The following is a 16,768-nucleotide window of genomic DNA, read 5'->3' on the forward strand; positions in this document are numbered from 1 at the left end:
GGCAAGGATTTGTGAGCGTTGCTTTCGTAAAATAATCAACAGGCCGTCTGAAACCGGTTTTTCAGACGGCCTGTTATGCTAAAATCTGTTAAATACTTATTAAAAAGGCAAAGAACAATGTTTGCTTTCAAATCCTTACTTAATATGCCGCGCTTTGAGGCCATCGCTGTGGCCTTAGCTTTGGTGGCTGCAATGGGTTATACGATTATTTCGCTTGAATGGCTGCCGCATATGTCGATTGTGACGGCGATCGTGGTCTTGCTTTTGTACGGTTTGATGCGTGGCTTGAAATATCAAGATATGCAAAACGGTATGATAGGCGCGGTCGGGCAGGGCATGGGCGCGATTTATCTGTTTTTCTTTATCGGCCTGATGGTCAGCGCGCTGATGATGAGTGGTGCGATTCCGACGCTGATGTATTACGGTTTCGGATTGATTTCGCCGACTTATTTTTATTTTTCGGCGTTTGCGCTTTGCTCGATCATCGGTATTTCCATCGGCAGTAGTTTGACGACTTGTGCAACTGTTGGCGTGGCATTTATGGGGATGGCGGCTGCGTTTCATGCCGATATGGCGATGACGGCAGGTGCGATTGTGTCGGGTGCGTTTTTCGGCGATAAAATGTCGCCGCTTTCCGATACGACCGGTATTTCCGCTTCGATTGTCGGCATTGATTTGTTCGAGCACATCAAAAACATGATGTACACCACTGTGCCTGCGTGGTTGATCAGTGCGGCCTTGATGTTGTGGCTCTTGCCCAATGTTGCCGCGCATGATATGAACAGCGTCGAGGCTTTCCGCGCGCAATTGGAAGCAACCGGTTTGGTGCATGCCTACTCGCTGATTCCGTTTGCTTTATTGGTTGTCCTCGCCCTGATGCGCGTCAATGCCATTGTGGCTATGCTGTTTACCGTTGTGGTGGCACTGATTGTGACTTACTTCCATAGTACGCCTGATTTGAAACAGCTGGGCGCGTGGTTTTACAGCGGATACAAACTTGAAGGCGAAGCATTTAAAGACATTGCCCGCTTGATTTCGCGCGGCGGCTTGGAAAGCATGTTCTTTACGCAAACCATCGTGATACTCGGCATGAGCTTGGGAGGCCTGTTGTTCAGCATTGGTGTGATTCCGTCTTTGTTGGAAGCCATTCGTGCGTTCCTGACCAATGCCGGACGCGCTACTTTCAGCGTGGCCATGACATCGGTCGGCGTCAACTTCCTGATTGGCGAGCAATATTTGAGTATCCTGCTTTCCGGCGAAACCTTTAAGCCGGTTTATGACAAACTCGGCCTGCATTCGCGCAACCTTGCCCGTACGCTGGAAGATGCGGGTACAGTCATCAACCCGTTGGTGCCTTGGAGTGTCTGCGGCGTATTCATCAGCCATGCCTTGGGTGTGCCTGTTTGGGAATACCTGCCTTACGCCTTCTTCTGCTACTTGAGCTTGGCTCTGACGCTGGTGTTTGGCTGGACAGGGCTGACTCTGAGTAAAAAATAAACAGTAGGCTGTTTGATCATCAGGCCGTCTGAATGCGTTTCAGACGGCCTTGTTTTACTTGAAGTAGCCGTATCAACATGATTTCACTATAATTGCTGCGCCAATAAAAAAATAATCCAAACAATGAACAAACAAATCCGCCAAGAAATTTTCGAGCGTTTCCGCGCTGCCAATCCTCATCCGACTACCGAGTTGAATTTCAGCTCGCCGTTTGAGCTGCTCATCGCTGTTTTATTGTCTGCTCAGGCGACGGATGTCGGTGTGAACAAAGCGACTGCCAAACTCTTTCCCGTTGCCAATACGCCGCAAGCTATGTTGGATTTGGGGCTGGACGGCGTGATGGAATACACCAAAACCATAGGCCTCTACAAAACCAAATCCAAACACATCATGCAGACTTGCCGTATTTTGCTGGAAAAATACAATGGCGAAGTGCCTGCCGACCGCGAGGCTTTGGAATCTTTGCCAGGTGTCGGCCGGAAAACCGCCAACGTGGTATTGAATACTGCCTTCGGGCAACCTGTTATGGCGGTCGATACCCATATTTTCCGTGTGGCCAACCGCACCAAAATCGCGCCGGGCAAGGATGTGCGTGAAGTTGAAGACAAGCTGATGCGCTTTATTCCCAAAGAATTTTTGATGGATGCCCATCATTGGTTGATTTTGCACGGCCGCTATACATGTAAGGCTTTGAAACCGCAATGCAGCAAATGTTTGATTAATGATTTGTGCGAATATCCGGCAAAAATGTAAATAAAAACAGATAAAAAAAGGCCGTCTGAATTTCAGACGGCCTTTGATTTGGCTGTGATTAGTCGGCAACTGCCATCAGGCTGGCGTTACCGCCGGCAGCGGTAGTATTGATACTGCAAGAGATTTCTTCAAATACTTGCAGGATGTCCAGACCTTGTTCGGAAGGCAGGATGCGGATGAGCGCACCGTCGCGGCCGGCCAACTCTTGTTTGCGCTCGCTGCTCAAAGGCTCGATAGCGGCAACATGGCTGATGCCTGCGTTTTCAGGTTTGCTGTTGACTTGCAACAAACCGTCCAAATCGGCTGAGTAGGAAGCCAACGGGCTGTTAGGCTCAACAACGGTTTGGATGCCTGCGGCTGCCAGCTCGGTCAGGGCAGAGAAGGCTTGCAGCAGATTGCCGCCATGTACCCAAACGCGTTTTGGAGAACGCCAGCTCAATGAGTTGCGTTCGCCGGTCGGGCCGACCAATACGGTTTCGGCTTTGCGCAGGGTACGGACGCGGGCGTGACCCAAAGCTGCGGCTGCGGCTTTTTTCTCTTCGGCGTTAAACGGCAGTTTGTGAACCAGGGTTTCCAAACGTTTGAGCGCGTCTTCGTCTGCTTGGCCGATGCGGCTGAGGGTTGGGGCAACCCATTCAGGAGTACGTACCAGGCGTTGCAGATAGAATGAACCGCCTGCTTTTGGACCGGTACCGGACAAGCCGTGACCGCCGAAAGGTTGTACGCCGACAACGGCACCGACGATGTTGCGGTTAACGTAGATGTTACCGGCTTCGATGCGGTCGCGGATGTGGTCGACAGTGCCTTCGATACGGCTGTGTACACCGCTAGTCAGAGCATAGCCTTTGGCATTGATTTGGTCGATGAGTTGATCCAATTCGCTGGCGCGGTAGCGGACAACGTGCAGTACAGGACCGAACACTTCGCGTTGCAACTCGTTCAGGTTGTTCAATTCAAACAGGATTGGACGAACGAAGGTAGAGTTGTTGTCATTAACGTCGGCGGCAGTTTTGATTTCGTGGTAAGCCTTCGCTACGCCTTTCATTTTGTTGATGTGGGCCAACAGGTTTTGTTGGGCTTCAGCATCGATGACAGGGCCGATGTCTGTGGTCAGTTGGATCGGTTTGCCGACAACCAGCTCATCCATTGCACCTTTGATAATGTTGATCATTTTATCGGCAACATCTTCTTGAACACACAAGATACGCAGGGCGGAACAACGTTGGCCCGCGCTGTCGAAGGCAGAGTTCAATACGTCGAGGCAGACTTGTTCCGGCAGGGCGGTAGAGTCTACGATCATCGCGTTTTGACCGCCGGTTTCGGCAATCAGGACAGGGCTGTCGTCGCGTTTGGACAGGGCTTTGTTGATCAGGCGCGCTACTTCGGTAGAACCGGTGAAGATCACGCCGCCGATGCGGGCATCGCCGGTCAGGGCGGAGCCGACATCACCTGCGCCGAGTACGAGTTGCAGCGCAGAAGTCGGAATACCGGCTTGATGCATCAGGGAAACGGCGTAAGTAGCAATCAGGCTGGTTTGTTCGGCAGGTTTGGCGATAACGGTGTTACCGGCAGCCAGGGCGGAAACGACTTCGCCGGTAAAGATGGCCAATGGGAAGTTCCATGGGCTGATGGCAACGATTGCGCCGACGGCTTTGGCATCTTTAGGCAGGGTGTTTTCAGCTTCGTTGGCATAGTAGCGGCAGAAGTCAACGGCTTCGCGTACTTCGGCAACGGCGTTGTTCAGGGTTTTACCGGCTTCGCGGACGGCCAGCATCATCAATGCAGGCGTGTGTTGTTCCAACAAATCGGCAAAACGGCGCAGGCAGTCGGCGCGTTCTGAAGCAGGTTTGGCACTCCACTCCGGCAGGGCGGCAACGGCTGCACCAATAGCTTCTTGAGCCAAGGCTGCATCGGCAAAGCTGACAGTGCCGACAACATCGTTGTGGTCTGCAGGGTTGCGGACGGGTTGCGTTTCGCCCACGTTACGCGCTTCGCCATTGACGATAGATGCAGCGTGGAAGTCTTCGGAAGAAGCTTGGTTGAGTTTTTCTTGCAGGTTTTGCAATACGTTTTCGTTGCTGAAATCGACGCCTTGGGAGTTCAGACGGCCTTTGCCATACAAATCGCGCGGCAGAGGCAAGGCCGGATGCAGGTGGATGCCTTGTTCGGCGATGGTGTCAAACGGGCTCTTAATCAAGCGGTCGATGCTGATGTTTTCGTCAACGATTTGGTTCACGAAAGAAGAGTTCGCACCGTTTTCCAACAGACGGCGTACCAAGTAGGCAAGCAGGGTTTCGTGTGTGCCGACCGGGGCATACACGCGTACGCGGCGGCCTAAGTTTTGCGGGCCGACCACTTGGTCGTACAGGGTTTCGCCCATGCCGTGCAGACATTGGTGTTCGAAGTCTTTGCCTTTACCCATTTGGTAGATTGCGCCCAAGGTGTAGGCGTTGTGTGTGGCAAATTGTGGGAACACGGCATCTTGAGCATCCAAGAGTTTGCGTGCGCAGGCAAGGTAGGAGATGTCGGTGTGGACTTTACGGGTGTAAGTCGGGTAGCCGTCCATGCCGTCTACTTGGGCCCATTTCACTTCGCTGTCCCAGTATGCGCCTTTAACCAAACGGATCATCAGTTTTTGGTTGTTGCGTCGGGCCAGGTCGATCAGGTAGTCGATAACGAACGGGCAACGTTTTTGGTAGGCTTGAACAACGAAACCGATACCTTTGTAGCCGGCCAAGTCAGGATCGGAAACCAAAGCCTCCATCAAGTCCAAAGACAATTCGAGACGGTTGGCCTCTTCGGCATCGATGTTGATACCGATATCGTATTTTTTACCCAAAAGGAACAATTCTTTCAGGCGCGGCAGCAGTTCGCTCATCACGCGTTCGTGTTGGGCGCGTGAGTAGCGTGGGTGGATGGCGGAAAGTTTGACGGAAATACCGTTGCCTTCGTAAACGCCTTGGCCTGCGGCATCTTTACCGATGGCGTGAATGGCTTGAACGTAGTCGTTGTAGTAGCGGTTGGCATCTTCTTCGGTGTATGCGGCTTCGCCCAACATATCGAAGGAGAAGCGGTAACCCATTTTTTCGCGCTCTTTACCGTTTTGCAGCGCTTCTTCAATGGTTTGACCGGTGACGAACTGTTTGCCCAGCAGGCGCATGGCGTAGTTAACGCCTTGACGGATCAGAGGCGCGCCACCTTTGCTGATCAGACGGCTCAATGCGGAACTCATCTGTTTGTCGTTTGTCGCGGTCAGTTTGCCGGTAATCAGCAGACCCCATGCGGCCGCGTTAACGAAGAGGGAAGGGCTGTTGTTCAAGTGGCTTTTCCAGTTGCCTTCAGAGATTTTGTCGGCAATCAGGCGGTCACGGGTGGCATTGTCCGGAATGCGCAGCAGGGCTTCGGCCAGACACATCAGTGCAACACCTTCTTCACTGGAGAGGGAAAACTCGTGCATCAAGGCATCTACACCGCTGGCTTTGGTACGGCTGGCACGGACTTGGGTAACCAAACGACGAGCAAGCTCGGAAGCGGCGTTGCGCTCTTCGTCGGTCATCTGTGCACGTTGCAACATATCCTGTACGGCTTCGATTTCATCGCGGCGGTAGGCATCGGTTATCGCTTGGCGCAAAGGAGTTTGTGTTGGAAAAGCAAAGTTAAACATTATTTAAGTTCTCCAGAGGTTTTTTCATGATTTCAGACGGCCTGGATAGGATTGCTAAAACAGGTATTCTGAAGGATAGTAATATCGTAATAAATTTATGATGCGGATACAAGATGCATCCGCATAAATTGCTGTTTTTTCTGATAAGTATCAGATTATTTTGAAACAGTTTATGTCGTAAAAACGGCCTGCACGGAATCATGCAGGCCGTCTGAAAACACCTTATTTAGAGGCGCGGTATTCTGCGTCTGCTTTTTCAAAGCGTTCTTGCAATTCGCGTGAAGGTTTTTTGTCGATCAGGGACACCAAAACAATCACGAGTGTGCAAATGATAAAGCCGGGGACGATTTCATAGACAGTAGTGAAACCTGTTTCTTGTGCGGCCAAAGCAGGTTTTTTGATCCACTCGGCCCAAACCACTACAGTCAGTGCACCTGCAATCATGCCGGAGAGTGCGCCGTAGGCAGTAATGCGTTTCCACAGTACAGACAGGATAACAACCGGGCCGAATGCGGCACCAAAACCTGCCCATGCGTAAGCCACCAAGCCCAATACTTTGCTGTTAGGATCAGAAGCAATCAGGATGGAAATCACGGCAATCGCCAAAACCATCAGACGGCCAATCCATACCAACTCGGCTTGTTGTGCTTTTTTACGCAGGAAGCCTTTGTAGAAGTCTTCGGTAATCGCGCTGGAGCAAACCAACAATTGGCAAGACAGAGTGGACATTACGGCGGCGAGAATCGCGCTCAAGATGATACCGGCAATCCAAGGGTTGAAGAGCAGGGTGGCCAAGGCGATGAAGATACGCTCGTGGTTGCCGTTCATTTCATCAACGTGGGCAGGGTTGGCACCGAAGTAAGCGATACCGAAGTAGCCGACAGCCACGGCACCGGCCATACACAGAATCATCCAAGTCATACCGATGCGGCGTGCAGAAACCAGGGATTTGGCACTTTCGGCAGCCATGAAGCGAGCCAAGATGTGCGGTTGGCCGAAATAGCCCAAGCCCCAAGCGGCGGTGGAGATAATGCCGATGACGGTTGTACCGGCAAACAGGCTGCCGTATTCTTTACCGGTAGAGGCAGCGACTTGTTGCATAGCGGCATTCATTTGATCTGCACCGCCCAAGCCCAGGTACACCATTACAGGGGTCAGGATCAATGCAAAAATCATCAAAGAAGCTTGCAGGGTATCGGTCCAGCTTACGGCCAAGAAACCGCCCAAGAAGGTATAGGCGATGGTTGCGCCGGCACCCAGCCACATGGCTTGAGTGTAAGACATACCGTGGAACAGGCTTTGGAACAGGGTAGCACCGGCCACGATGCCTGAAGCACAGTAAATAGTGAAGAAGAACAAGATAATCAGTGCGGAAACCACTTTCATCAAGTGACCGCCGGCACCGAAGCGGTGGAAGAAGTAGTCAGGAAGCGTCAGTGCGTTGTTGGCGTATTCGGTATGCACGCGCAGACGGCCTGCAACCAAAAGCCAGTTGAAGTATGCGCCTACAATCAGACCAATGGCAATCCAAGCTTCATTCAAACCGCTCAGGTAAATGGCACCGGGCAAACCCATCAAGAGCCAACCTGACATATCGGAAGCACCGGCAGACATCGCGGTCACGAACGGGCCCAAGCTACGGCCGCCGAGGATGTAGTCGTCGAAGTTGCGGGTTGAAAAATAGGCGGCAAGGCCGATCAGTAGTACGGCGACCAAATAGATCGCGAAAGTGATATACATGGGATTCATGTACTTATTCCTCATCTAACTTTTAAAACGGGTTTGAAATTGCAAGCAATTCATACCCAAACTTTTTTCTAATAAAAATACAGCTTAAAAATCCTGTTTTTTGCGAGAGAGACAGGATAAATTATTTTCAAATACAATAAAATACGAAATCTTAATGCATTAAATTGTAAATAATTTAAATCAGCATACCGCAAAAAGTCGCTTTTGCAAAGCGAAGAACTCAGCCTTTATTCGAAATTGATGCCGCCTTTTGGCTAAGTCATTTAAAAACATAAAAATATATAAATTTTTACCGATGATGACGAAGGAAAGTGTGTGAAACTATCTTTCCTGATGTTTTTTGGGGATTAAAGAGAAAAAGTAATTAAACGACTTGGGCTTTCAGACGGCCCTATGCAGAAACCCCGTATCTGTGTCGGGCAGATACGGGGTTTTTAGAAAAAAAGACTACATCAAATAGAAAAATCGTCTTTTAATAAGTGTTTGTAAGCAAAGAGATAAGAGGCCGCGACAAAGGATGATCCGCCCAGGACGTTGCCTAAGAAAACAGGAATCATGTTGTAGAAAAATTGACCCCAGCTGACGTTTGCGCCCGCCCAAATGCCGGCCGGAATGATGAACATATTGGCAACAAAGTGTTGAAAGCCGATTAATACGAAGATCATAACCGGGAACCACATGGCTAAGATTCGTCCTGAAGTATGGCGTGCGCCGAAGTAAAACCAGATGCCCATACACACCATCCAGTTACATGCGATGGCAGAAACGAATGCGCGGCCGAAGTCCATATTGACTTTGGCTTCGGCAATGGCAATGGTTTTCGCTGTGGCCGGTCCTTCGGCAAGGCCGACGTAGTGGCCGAGGAAATAAGCCATGGCTACGGCTCCTGCCAGATTGCCCAAGCTGACAATCAGCCAGTTGCGCACCAGTTTGTGGGTGCTGACTCGGCCGGTCAGCTTACCCAAGGCCATAATCATCATATTGCCTGTTGCCAACTCGCCGCCGCCGATTAAGATACAAATCAGTGCGATAGGGAACACGGATGCGCCCAACAGGGCGGCTAGACCGTTCCATTCGGCAGGAATGCCGCTGATGACGCGCAGGCAGGCAAGATAGCCGAAGCCGACATAACCGCCGCCTAAGAAACTCAAAATCACCAACATCTTGATGCTGAATTCAGATTTGGCGCAACTCTTGCCGATGGCGTCCTGCAAAATTTCATGAGGGAACAGGTCTCGTGTATCCATGAAGTTTCCTTAAGGTTAATATAAGAATAAAAATATCTTTCTTTATCATACGGATGGCGAGTTTGCCTGAGAATACGGCGGACAGGAAATAACGGCTGATTGTAAGGATAGAAGCGTAGGTTATATATTGGCAGCCGATGTGTAAAAGGCCGTCTGAAAGCAATACTTTCAGACGGCCTTTAGATGGAGGAATGGAAATTATAAGCGCGTTACGCTTAAAACGCCTTTGATGTCGCCCAGACTGGCTAATACGCGCGGCAGGTCGTTGACTTGGCGGACTTCAAGGGTAAAGCGCATGCTGGCTTCCAAATCGCGCGATTGGGTTTGCACCGCGGTAACGTTGAGCTTGTGCCGTGCCAGCGCATCCGAAACGTCGCGCAGCAAACCGGAGCGGTCTTGGGCGCGGATTTCGACATCGACGGCAAATACTTGTCCTTCCTGCAGGGCTGCCCAGCTTGCGTTCAACACTTTTTCCGGAGCCTGCTCGGCAAGGTGGCGGAAAGAAGGGCAGGTGCAGCGGTGGACGGAAATGCCGCGGTCGCGGGTAACAAAGCCCACAATATCATCGGGCGGCGCGGGTTTGCAGCATTTGGCAAGCGTGGTCATCAGGCCGTCTTCGCCGTCAATCAGAATGCCGTTTTTGCCGCCTTTTTTGATTTTGGACTGTTTGACGATATTGGTCTCGTCAACCGGTACCGGAGCCGGCTCGATCAAAGCACCGCAGGCCTTGCTGATGGCGCGGTTGGAAATCTCGCCCTGGCCGATGGCCGTATAGAGTTCGTCGGTTTTTTTGAAGCCGAGTTTTTCCGCCAGTGCTTGCAGATTGGGTTTGGGGAAGATTTTTGACAACTGTTTGTCCAACTGGGCCCGGCCTGTTTCGCGCACGGTATCCGCATTTTGCTGGCGGATGAAGGCACGGATTTTGCTGATGGCGCGGTTGGATTTGACCCAGCCTTCGTAGAGCCAGTTGACGGAAGGATTGCCTTCTTTTGCAGTAATGATTTCAACGCGTTGTCCGTTTTCCAAAGGCGTGGACAGCGGCACGATTTGTCCTTCGACTTTTGCACCGCGGCAACGGTCGCCCACGCTGCTGTGCAGGGCGTAGGCAAAGTCGATGGGGGTGGCGCCCGTAGGCAGGGAGAGGACTTTGCCGTGCGGGGTCAAAACATAAATCGTGTCGTTGAAAAGTTCGGTTTTGAAGGCGGCGGCGAGGTCTTCCTTGCCGCTTTCGGCCATGTTTTCGCGCCAGTCCAAGAGTTGGCGCAACCAGGCAATTTTCTGTTCGTAGGCGGAATCGCCCTTGCCACCTTCTTTATAACGCCAGTGGGCGGCGACACCGAATTCGTTGAATTGGTGCATGTCGAAGGTGCGGATTTGGACTTCCACACCTTTGTCTTCCGGGCCGACGATAACGGTGTGCAAACTTTTGTAGCCGTTGCCTTTCGGGTTGGCGATGTAGTCGTCGAACTCGCCCGGAATCGGCTGCCAGAGACTGTGGACGATACCCAGCGTGGTGTAACACTCGGGAACGGTGTCGACCAGAATCCGCACGGCGCGGATGTCGAACAGCCCGTCGAAAGTGAGCTTTTTCTTCACCATTTTTTTGTAAATGGAGTAGATGTGCTTCGGTCTTCCGGCAACTTCAAAATGAATATTGTATTTTTTCAGTTCCGTACGCAGGATATTGAGGAAGTTTTCGATGTATTCGAGGCGCTCGGTGCGCTTTTCGTCCAAAAGCAGGGCGATTTCGCGGTATTTTTCCGGCTCTTGATGACGGAAGCCCAAATCTTCGAGCTGCCATTTGAGTTGCCACACGCCCAAGCGGTTGGCGAGGGGGGCAAAAATGTCGAGGGTTTCTTTGGCAACGGCGCGTTTTTCAGGATTGTCGGGAACGTTGCTTAAGAATTGGAGGGTGCGCGTGCGCATGGCCAGTTTGATCAGGACGACGCGGATGTCGGTAACCATCGCCAACAGCATTTTACGCATGGTTTCGGCTTGTTGGGCGCGCTCTTCCGGCGTAGCAAGGCTGTCCACGCGTGCGAATTGGGTCAGTTTTTGTACTTCGTCTACGCCTTTGACCAGCTCGCAAACGGTGCTGTTGCAGCGTTCGGTAACCAATTCTTGCCAAGTGGGAACGTATTTGCCGATGTCGGACAAAATCGTAGCGGCTACGGCATCGGGCAAGAGGTCGAGTTCGCTGACGATTTGCATCGAGCCGAGAAAATGTTCCATTAAAGGCTCGCCGTAAGTCGTTAGGGCATCGGCGGGATAATGTTCTTTAGCCAGGTCAAAGGCCGTCTGAATCAGGTTTTTATCGGGATCAGGCAGCGCGGCGACATAGCCGTCGAACCATGCGAGGAGGCCTTCCAGCGTTACGTTCGATGTTTGGGGCGTTTGGCGAATAGTGGTCATGGCGTGCGTTTTTTTCTTTTTGATAAAAACGTTGCCATTGTAACAGTTTATTGCCGGCAGCCCTAGATTTGTATGCAAAGGTGGCACTATGTTTCAGGAAGCCTTGTTTCAGACGGCCTTGGGTGTTATGGTTAACCGTTTTGAAATTTTAAGGAGCATTTCGATGAAACTGTATATTTACGACCATTGCCCGTTTTGCGTTCGTGCGCGGATGATTTTTGGCTTGCGCGATGTGGAGGTGGAAGAGGTCGTCTTGGCGAACGATGACGAAGCTACGCCGATTGGCATGATTGGCTCAAAACAAGTGCCGATTTTGCAAAAAGAAGACGGTTCGTTTATGGGTGAAAGTTTGGATATTGTCCGCTATATCGATCAAGGCCGTCTGAAAGAAGAGGTTCGTCCTGAGGTTCAGGCTTGGTTGGACAAAGTGGGCGAATACAATAACAAATTGGTACAGCCGCGTATGGTCAAAATCGGCCTGCCCGAATTTGAGACCGATGAAGCGAAACAATACTATATCGACAAAAAAGAGAAAAATATCGGCAATTTCGAGACTAATCTGAACAAAACGGCGCAGTATCTGGAACGTCTGCATCAGGACTTGGCAGAATTGGAAACGCTGGTGTGTGAAGGCGAGGGTTTGGGCGGTGAAATCAGTTTGGAAGATATTCTGACTTTCCCTATTTTGCGCAACCTGACCGTTGTGCGCGGTATTCAATGGCCGCAAAAATTGATGGATTATTTGTTGGCGATGAGCGAGCGATCCGGCGTGGCTCTGTATTTTGACCGCGCATTGTGATGAATGTTTGAAACATAAAAAAGGCCGTCTGAAAATGTTCAGACGGCCTTTCGTTTAAGTTTAATAAGCAATCGTATCGGCAACCTGTGACAAACCGTTTTCCAATGATTCAAGCATGGCGGTATAGCCGTCGCCTTGTTGTGGCGTGACGGCGTTAAACGGTTTGCTGCGTCCGTCCGGCCATTGTGCATAACCGCTGATGGTGGTCTGCCCCTGATAGCTGCCTTGGAAGGCTTCGATATAGACTTTCAGGGTTTGGCTGCTTTGGCTGCGTGAAGCAGGGACGAAAGTATGGCGCGGATTGAGGCGGTTGAGCTTGTTGCTGAGGTTTGCTGCCAACGCGCCATCGAGCGGCGCTGCCCAAAGATGGTTTTTCGCCAAGTTCACATGATAGGTATCGGTTTGGTAAACGAGGCCGCCGTTGGCAAGCGGTTCGGCAAGGTTGACTTTGACCGCGATTTCGTTGCCGTGCGCAGCCGGACGGATGTACTGGCTGTCGGGCAGGACGAAATATTGTGTGCTTTGCGCGGTGCCGCAGGCGGCAAGCGTCAGGGCGGCGGCAATCGGGAAGAGGCGCATTATCGGCTTCCTTTCGGGATGGGGTCTTTGCTGCTGTTATTGAAAATCAGCGCATTGGGTTTTTCTTTCAAAGTATTAATCACGGGTTGAACGTCTTTTAAAGTCTTGTCCAAACTTTGCAGCGTATTTTGCACGTCGCCATAGATAGGCGATTGAGGCGATACGCCTTGCAGGGTTTGACGCAATTCTTTCAGGGTTTGGTTCAACTCGTTCGGAATGTTTTGCGTTTGCGGTTTACCGACCAGTTTGTCAATAGAGCTTAAAGCGGCATTGGCAGATTTGAGGGTGGACTTGAGCTCGGCAAGCGAGCCGTTCAAGCCGGCAACGGTTTTATCCAATGGCAGATTGTTGAACTTGTCTAACAAGTCGGCCACTTTTGCCTGCAAATCGTCCAAACCGCCGCCTTGGGTTGCGATAACGGTATCGCCGGCATAAACGGTATGCGGTCGCAGCTTGGGCGAGGCGGAAGGCTGATCGTTCAATTCAATCATTTTGCTGCCGGTCAGCAGGTTGTTGCTGGAGATGGTGGCAGTCAGGCCTTTGTTTAAGGCCGTCTGAAATTGTTGTTTCCAATGCTCTTTGCTTTGCTCGTCGGCATTGATTTCCAAACGGGAAGGCTCAATGCGGATGCGCACGGGAATCCAGCCGTTTTCAAACAAATGCAGGCTGTCGTTGCGGTCGAAATAAGGAACATCGGAAACCACGCCGACATTCAAGCCTTTGTATTCGACGGGCGAACCGGCAGTCAGGCCGCGTACGGATTGTTTGAAGAATGCGGTGTAATACAGCGAGCGGTCGTCAGGCAGGTTAGCCACTTCGCTGCGGCTGTCATAAAGCGTGAAGCTGTCTTCGCTTTTGACGTTTTTGCTGTCGCTTGTTTTGGGCGAATCAAAGGAAATTGCGCCGGACAGCAGGGCAGGCAGAGGGGCGGAATTGAGTTTGACACCGCTGCCTGTGGTTTCGATATTAATGCCGCTTTCCAGCCAGAAGCGGCTGGCGGAATTAATCAGTTTGTCGTTGGGGCTTTGGATGAAAATGGTGTAATGCACGCTTTGGTCAGACGGGTCGAAATGCGCGCTTTCTACTTGACCGACCATAAAGTTTTCATACAAAACAGGGCTGCTGACGTTGAGGATGCGGTCGTTTTTGCCGATCAAATTTAGGCGCAGGCCGCTTTGGCCGATGGCGGCAATCGGTGGAATGTCCTGCACGACAAACACATCTTGGGTTTCTTGGCTTTTGCCCGGTGTAAATGCAATATATGAACCGGAAAGCAAAGTGCCCAAGCCGGTAACGCCGCTTTGGTCGATACGCGGTTTGACCACCCAAAATTGGGTATCGCTGCGGATAAGGTCTTTGGCATCGGCGCTGAGTTGGGCGGTAACTTCCACGCCTTTTTGGTCGTCGCGCAATTTGATGCGGGTAACGCGTCCGACATCGACATTCAACACTTTAATAACGGTGTTGTTGACTTCGATGCCTTCCGCGCTGTCCATCAACAGTGTAACGACAGGGCCGCGGTTGCGGATGTCTTTAACCAAAAGCCAGCCGCCGGCAATCAGCGCAATCAACGGAATCAGCCACACGACAGACGTGAAGACATTGGTTTTCTTGACACGCGCCGGGGCGTGATAATTGGGTGAAGAATCGTGTTTTTTCATTGTGTTAAGGTCTGCTCAGAATCAAGGCCGTCTGAAAGCTGCTGTTGCTTGTCCCAAATCAGACGGGGATCGAAATAATAGGCCGAAAGCATGGTCAAAATAACGACCAGGCAGAAATAAACCGCCGCACCGCCCGGCACAACGCGCGCCATATTGGTGTGGAACGAACTCATCAAAATAATAATCACAAAAATATCGATCATCGACCAGCGGCCGATGGATTCGGTAATTCGATACAAAACCGACATTTTGTCCGCGCTCATCACGGGTTTGAAGTATGCGGAATAAATCAAAACCGCCATTGCGATAATCTTCAATACCGGCACCATAATACTGGCGCTGAAAATAATCACCGCAATCAACCGGTCGCCGTCGTCCCACATATAAACAATGCCGTTGAAAATCGTATTGATCTCCAAAGCCGTCGGGTTGGACGAAATCATAATCGGCAGGATGTTGGCAGGGAAATACAGGATAAACGCCGCCACTAAAAACGCCAGCGAAATGCTCAGGCTTTTCGGGCGGCGGCGGTATAAGTCTGCGCCGCATACGCCGCAAGGCTGCTCGTCTTTATTGCGGAAATACAGGCAGCGGCTGCAACAGATTTTGTCCTCAGAGGCCGTCTGAACCGCATGGCCGCCGGTTAAACGGTGAATCTTATAATAAACCCAATGCTGCGGAATCGATACCGAAGTCCGAATCAGCATGACCGACAACGGAAACATCAGATAAAACGCCGAACCAAACTCTACCGTAGCAACGGACGAGAGTTTGATATACGCCACCAAAGTGGAAATAAAAAACACATCCACCATAATCCAATGGCGTAGCCGCACCAATACGCGCGTTGCAAAGCGCAGCGCAGGGTAGGCCTTTTCGCGTATCAAAGCCGTATAAACATACAGGCAGAGCAGTAAAAACAGTAAAGGTGCTCCGAAGGTAAGGATAAACATCACTTCTGCCAGAAAACCGTAATCCAGCGAAATCAAAAGCTGCATCATTTGCGGCAACGACAAAATCGATGTTACGCCGAACAAATCGACGCGGATATACACCATATTGTACGCGAACGCCATCAGAATCAAGGTTGTCAGCGCATAGGCAATCGGCGCGATATACGGATTGTTTTCCACCTCCACGATTTCATGGTTGCATACCGGACAATGCGCTTCCTGCCCCTGACGCAGGCGCGGAATATCCATACGGCAGCCGCAATCCGGGCATTCCACCGTATGTGCAGGCAGCGTCGCATCAGGAAGATAAGACTTGTAGCGCCACCAGCGATGGTAGGCAGGAATCCGTTTCATGGTTCGGCAGGGGATAAAGAAGGTGCAAAGAGTGTCGCATTATAAAGGAAAACAGAAGGATAGCCCAAATTTAGGTCGATATTTGATTGAATGGCAGCTGCTTAATAAGGTTTGGGCCGTCTGAAAAGTTTGAAAAGACTTCAGAAGGTTATTGCTATGGACCGTTAAATTTTATTAATAGGTCTTAGTTTGGTTTATTTCCATTAGGATAAAAATAAGATATATTCTCAATATTTAAAAACACGATAATCCTTGTAGATTTGTGGAAGGTACACGGTCAACGAACCTGAAGTAGGCTAAAAATTATCTTCTTTGTTTTTAAAACAATTCTTTTCAAATTAGACGGATTTTTAACCATAAAGGCCGTCTGAAACTATTAGTCTTTTAATTCAAAGGAAACATCATGAGTGAAACCCAAGAGCTGACTTTCGCCAAACGCTTGAAAGAGCAAACCACGACAACGCACGACAGCGTTGATAACTTGGTTATGTCCGTTCAGCCTTTTTCCAGCAAAGAAAACTACATCAAATTCTTGAAACTTCAATCTGTTTTCCATAAGGCCGTCGATCACATCTATAAAGATGCCGAATTGAACAAAGCCATTCCAGAACTTGAATATATGGCGCGTTACGATGCCGTAACTCAAGACTTGAAAGACTTGGGCGAAGAGCCTTACAAATTTGACAAAGAATTACCACACGAAACCGGTAATAAAGCCATCGGCTGGCTGTATTGCGCCGAAGGTTCTAATTTGGGCGCGGCATTCTTGTTCAAACATGCTCAAAAACTCGAATACACCGGCGAATTTGGCGCACGCCACCTGGCTCCTCATCCGAACGGCCGTGGCAAACACTGGCGCGCTTTTGTCGAGCATCTGAACGCTTTGAACTTGACTCCGGAAGCTGAGGCGGAAGCCATTCAAGGCGCGCGCGAAGCTTTTGAATTCTATAAAGTGATTCTGCGTGAAACCTTCGGTTTGCCGGAAGGTGCGGAAGCGCCTGAAGGTATGACGCCGCACAGACTCTAAAAAATAATTAAATCAAACAGACAAGGTCTCGGCGTAGATGTTTGCAGGGGCCTTTAATTACACAACAAAGTTT

General features: G+C 50.6%; 11 protein-coding genes. 4 read left to right on the forward strand and 7 right to left on the reverse strand.

Annotated features, from left to right (window positions below):
* Positions 1 to 117: 117 nt before the first annotated feature.
* The gene (nhaC, locus tag ACTHRY_RS09730; RefSeq protein WP_049344642.1) at positions 118 to 1,497 is read left to right on the forward strand and encodes a Na+/H+ antiporter NhaC; all 1,380 of its coding nucleotides are present in this window, start codon (positions 118 to 120) and stop codon (positions 1,495 to 1,497) included.
* 123 nt (positions 1,498 to 1,620) lie between these two features.
* Positions 1,621 to 2,250, forward strand: a complete 630-nt coding sequence (nth, locus tag ACTHRY_RS09735) for an endonuclease III (protein WP_049323145.1) — start codon at positions 1,621 to 1,623, stop codon at positions 2,248 to 2,250.
* A gap of 58 nt (positions 2,251 to 2,308) precedes the next feature.
* Here the strand turns inward: nth and putA are convergent, their stop codons facing one another.
* From putA to ACTHRY_RS09755, 4 genes are all read right to left on the reverse strand, one after another.
* Positions 2,309 to 5,914, reverse strand: a complete 3,606-nt coding sequence (gene putA / locus ACTHRY_RS09740) for a bifunctional proline dehydrogenase/L-glutamate gamma-semialdehyde dehydrogenase PutA (RefSeq protein ID WP_049323147.1) — start codon at positions 5,912 to 5,914, stop codon at positions 2,309 to 2,311.
* Between the two features lie 222 nt (positions 5,915 to 6,136).
* Complete coding sequence (gene putP / locus ACTHRY_RS09745) at positions 6,137 to 7,663, reverse strand: sodium/proline symporter PutP (RefSeq protein WP_049323148.1); 1,527 nt, start codon at positions 7,661 to 7,663, stop codon at positions 6,137 to 6,139.
* A 452-nt stretch (positions 7,664 to 8,115) separates the two neighbouring features.
* A complete protein-coding gene (locus tag ACTHRY_RS09750; RefSeq protein ID WP_049323149.1) occupies positions 8,116 to 8,910 on the reverse strand; it encodes a formate/nitrite transporter family protein in 795 nt (264 codons plus the stop codon).
* Between the two features lie 198 nt (positions 8,911 to 9,108).
* A complete protein-coding gene (locus ACTHRY_RS09755; protein ID WP_049323150.1) occupies positions 9,109 to 11,322 on the reverse strand; it encodes a RelA/SpoT family protein in 2,214 nt (737 codons plus the stop codon).
* Positions 11,323 to 11,410: 88 nt separating this feature from the next.
* On the opposite strand from ACTHRY_RS09755, the gene grxB reads away from it, so the two are divergent.
* Entirely contained in the window at positions 11,411 to 12,121 is a 711-nt protein-coding gene (grxB, locus tag ACTHRY_RS09760) for a glutaredoxin 2 (RefSeq protein ID WP_049323151.1), read from the forward strand.
* A gap of 60 nt (positions 12,122 to 12,181) precedes the next feature.
* Here grxB and ACTHRY_RS09765 read toward each other — a convergent pair whose 3' ends face one another.
* Genes ACTHRY_RS09765 through ACTHRY_RS09775 form a run of 3 tightly spaced genes read right to left on the reverse strand, consistent with a single transcriptional unit; the run spans position 12,182 to position 15,668 of the window.
* The gene (locus ACTHRY_RS09765; protein WP_049323152.1) at positions 12,182 to 12,700 is read right to left on the reverse strand and encodes an ABC-type transport auxiliary lipoprotein family protein; all 519 of its coding nucleotides are present in this window, start codon (positions 12,698 to 12,700) and stop codon (positions 12,182 to 12,184) included.
* Positions 12,700 to 14,361, reverse strand: a complete 1,662-nt coding sequence (gene pqiB / locus ACTHRY_RS09770; RefSeq protein WP_049323153.1) for an intermembrane transport protein PqiB — start codon at positions 14,359 to 14,361, stop codon at positions 12,700 to 12,702. Before pqiB ends, ACTHRY_RS09765 begins: the two co-directional genes overlap by 1 nt.
* A complete protein-coding gene (locus tag ACTHRY_RS09775) occupies positions 14,358 to 15,668 on the reverse strand; it encodes a paraquat-inducible protein A (protein WP_079453771.1) in 1,311 nt (436 codons plus the stop codon). Before ACTHRY_RS09775 ends, pqiB begins: the two co-directional genes overlap by 4 nt.
* A 403-nt stretch (positions 15,669 to 16,071) precedes the next feature.
* Here ACTHRY_RS09775 and ACTHRY_RS09780 point away from each other — a divergent pair, with 403 nt between their 5' ends.
* Positions 16,072 to 16,695: a biliverdin-producing heme oxygenase gene (locus tag ACTHRY_RS09780; protein WP_049329094.1), complete on the forward strand. Its 624-nt coding sequence runs from the start codon at positions 16,072 to 16,074 to the stop codon at positions 16,693 to 16,695.
* Positions 16,696 to 16,768 lie beyond the last annotated feature (73 nt).

Origin of the sequence: Neisseria sp. P0004.S004 (genome assembly GCF_051963335.1) — a bacterium.
In the GTDB taxonomy this organism is placed as follows: domain Bacteria; phylum Pseudomonadota; class Gammaproteobacteria; order Burkholderiales; family Neisseriaceae; genus Neisseria.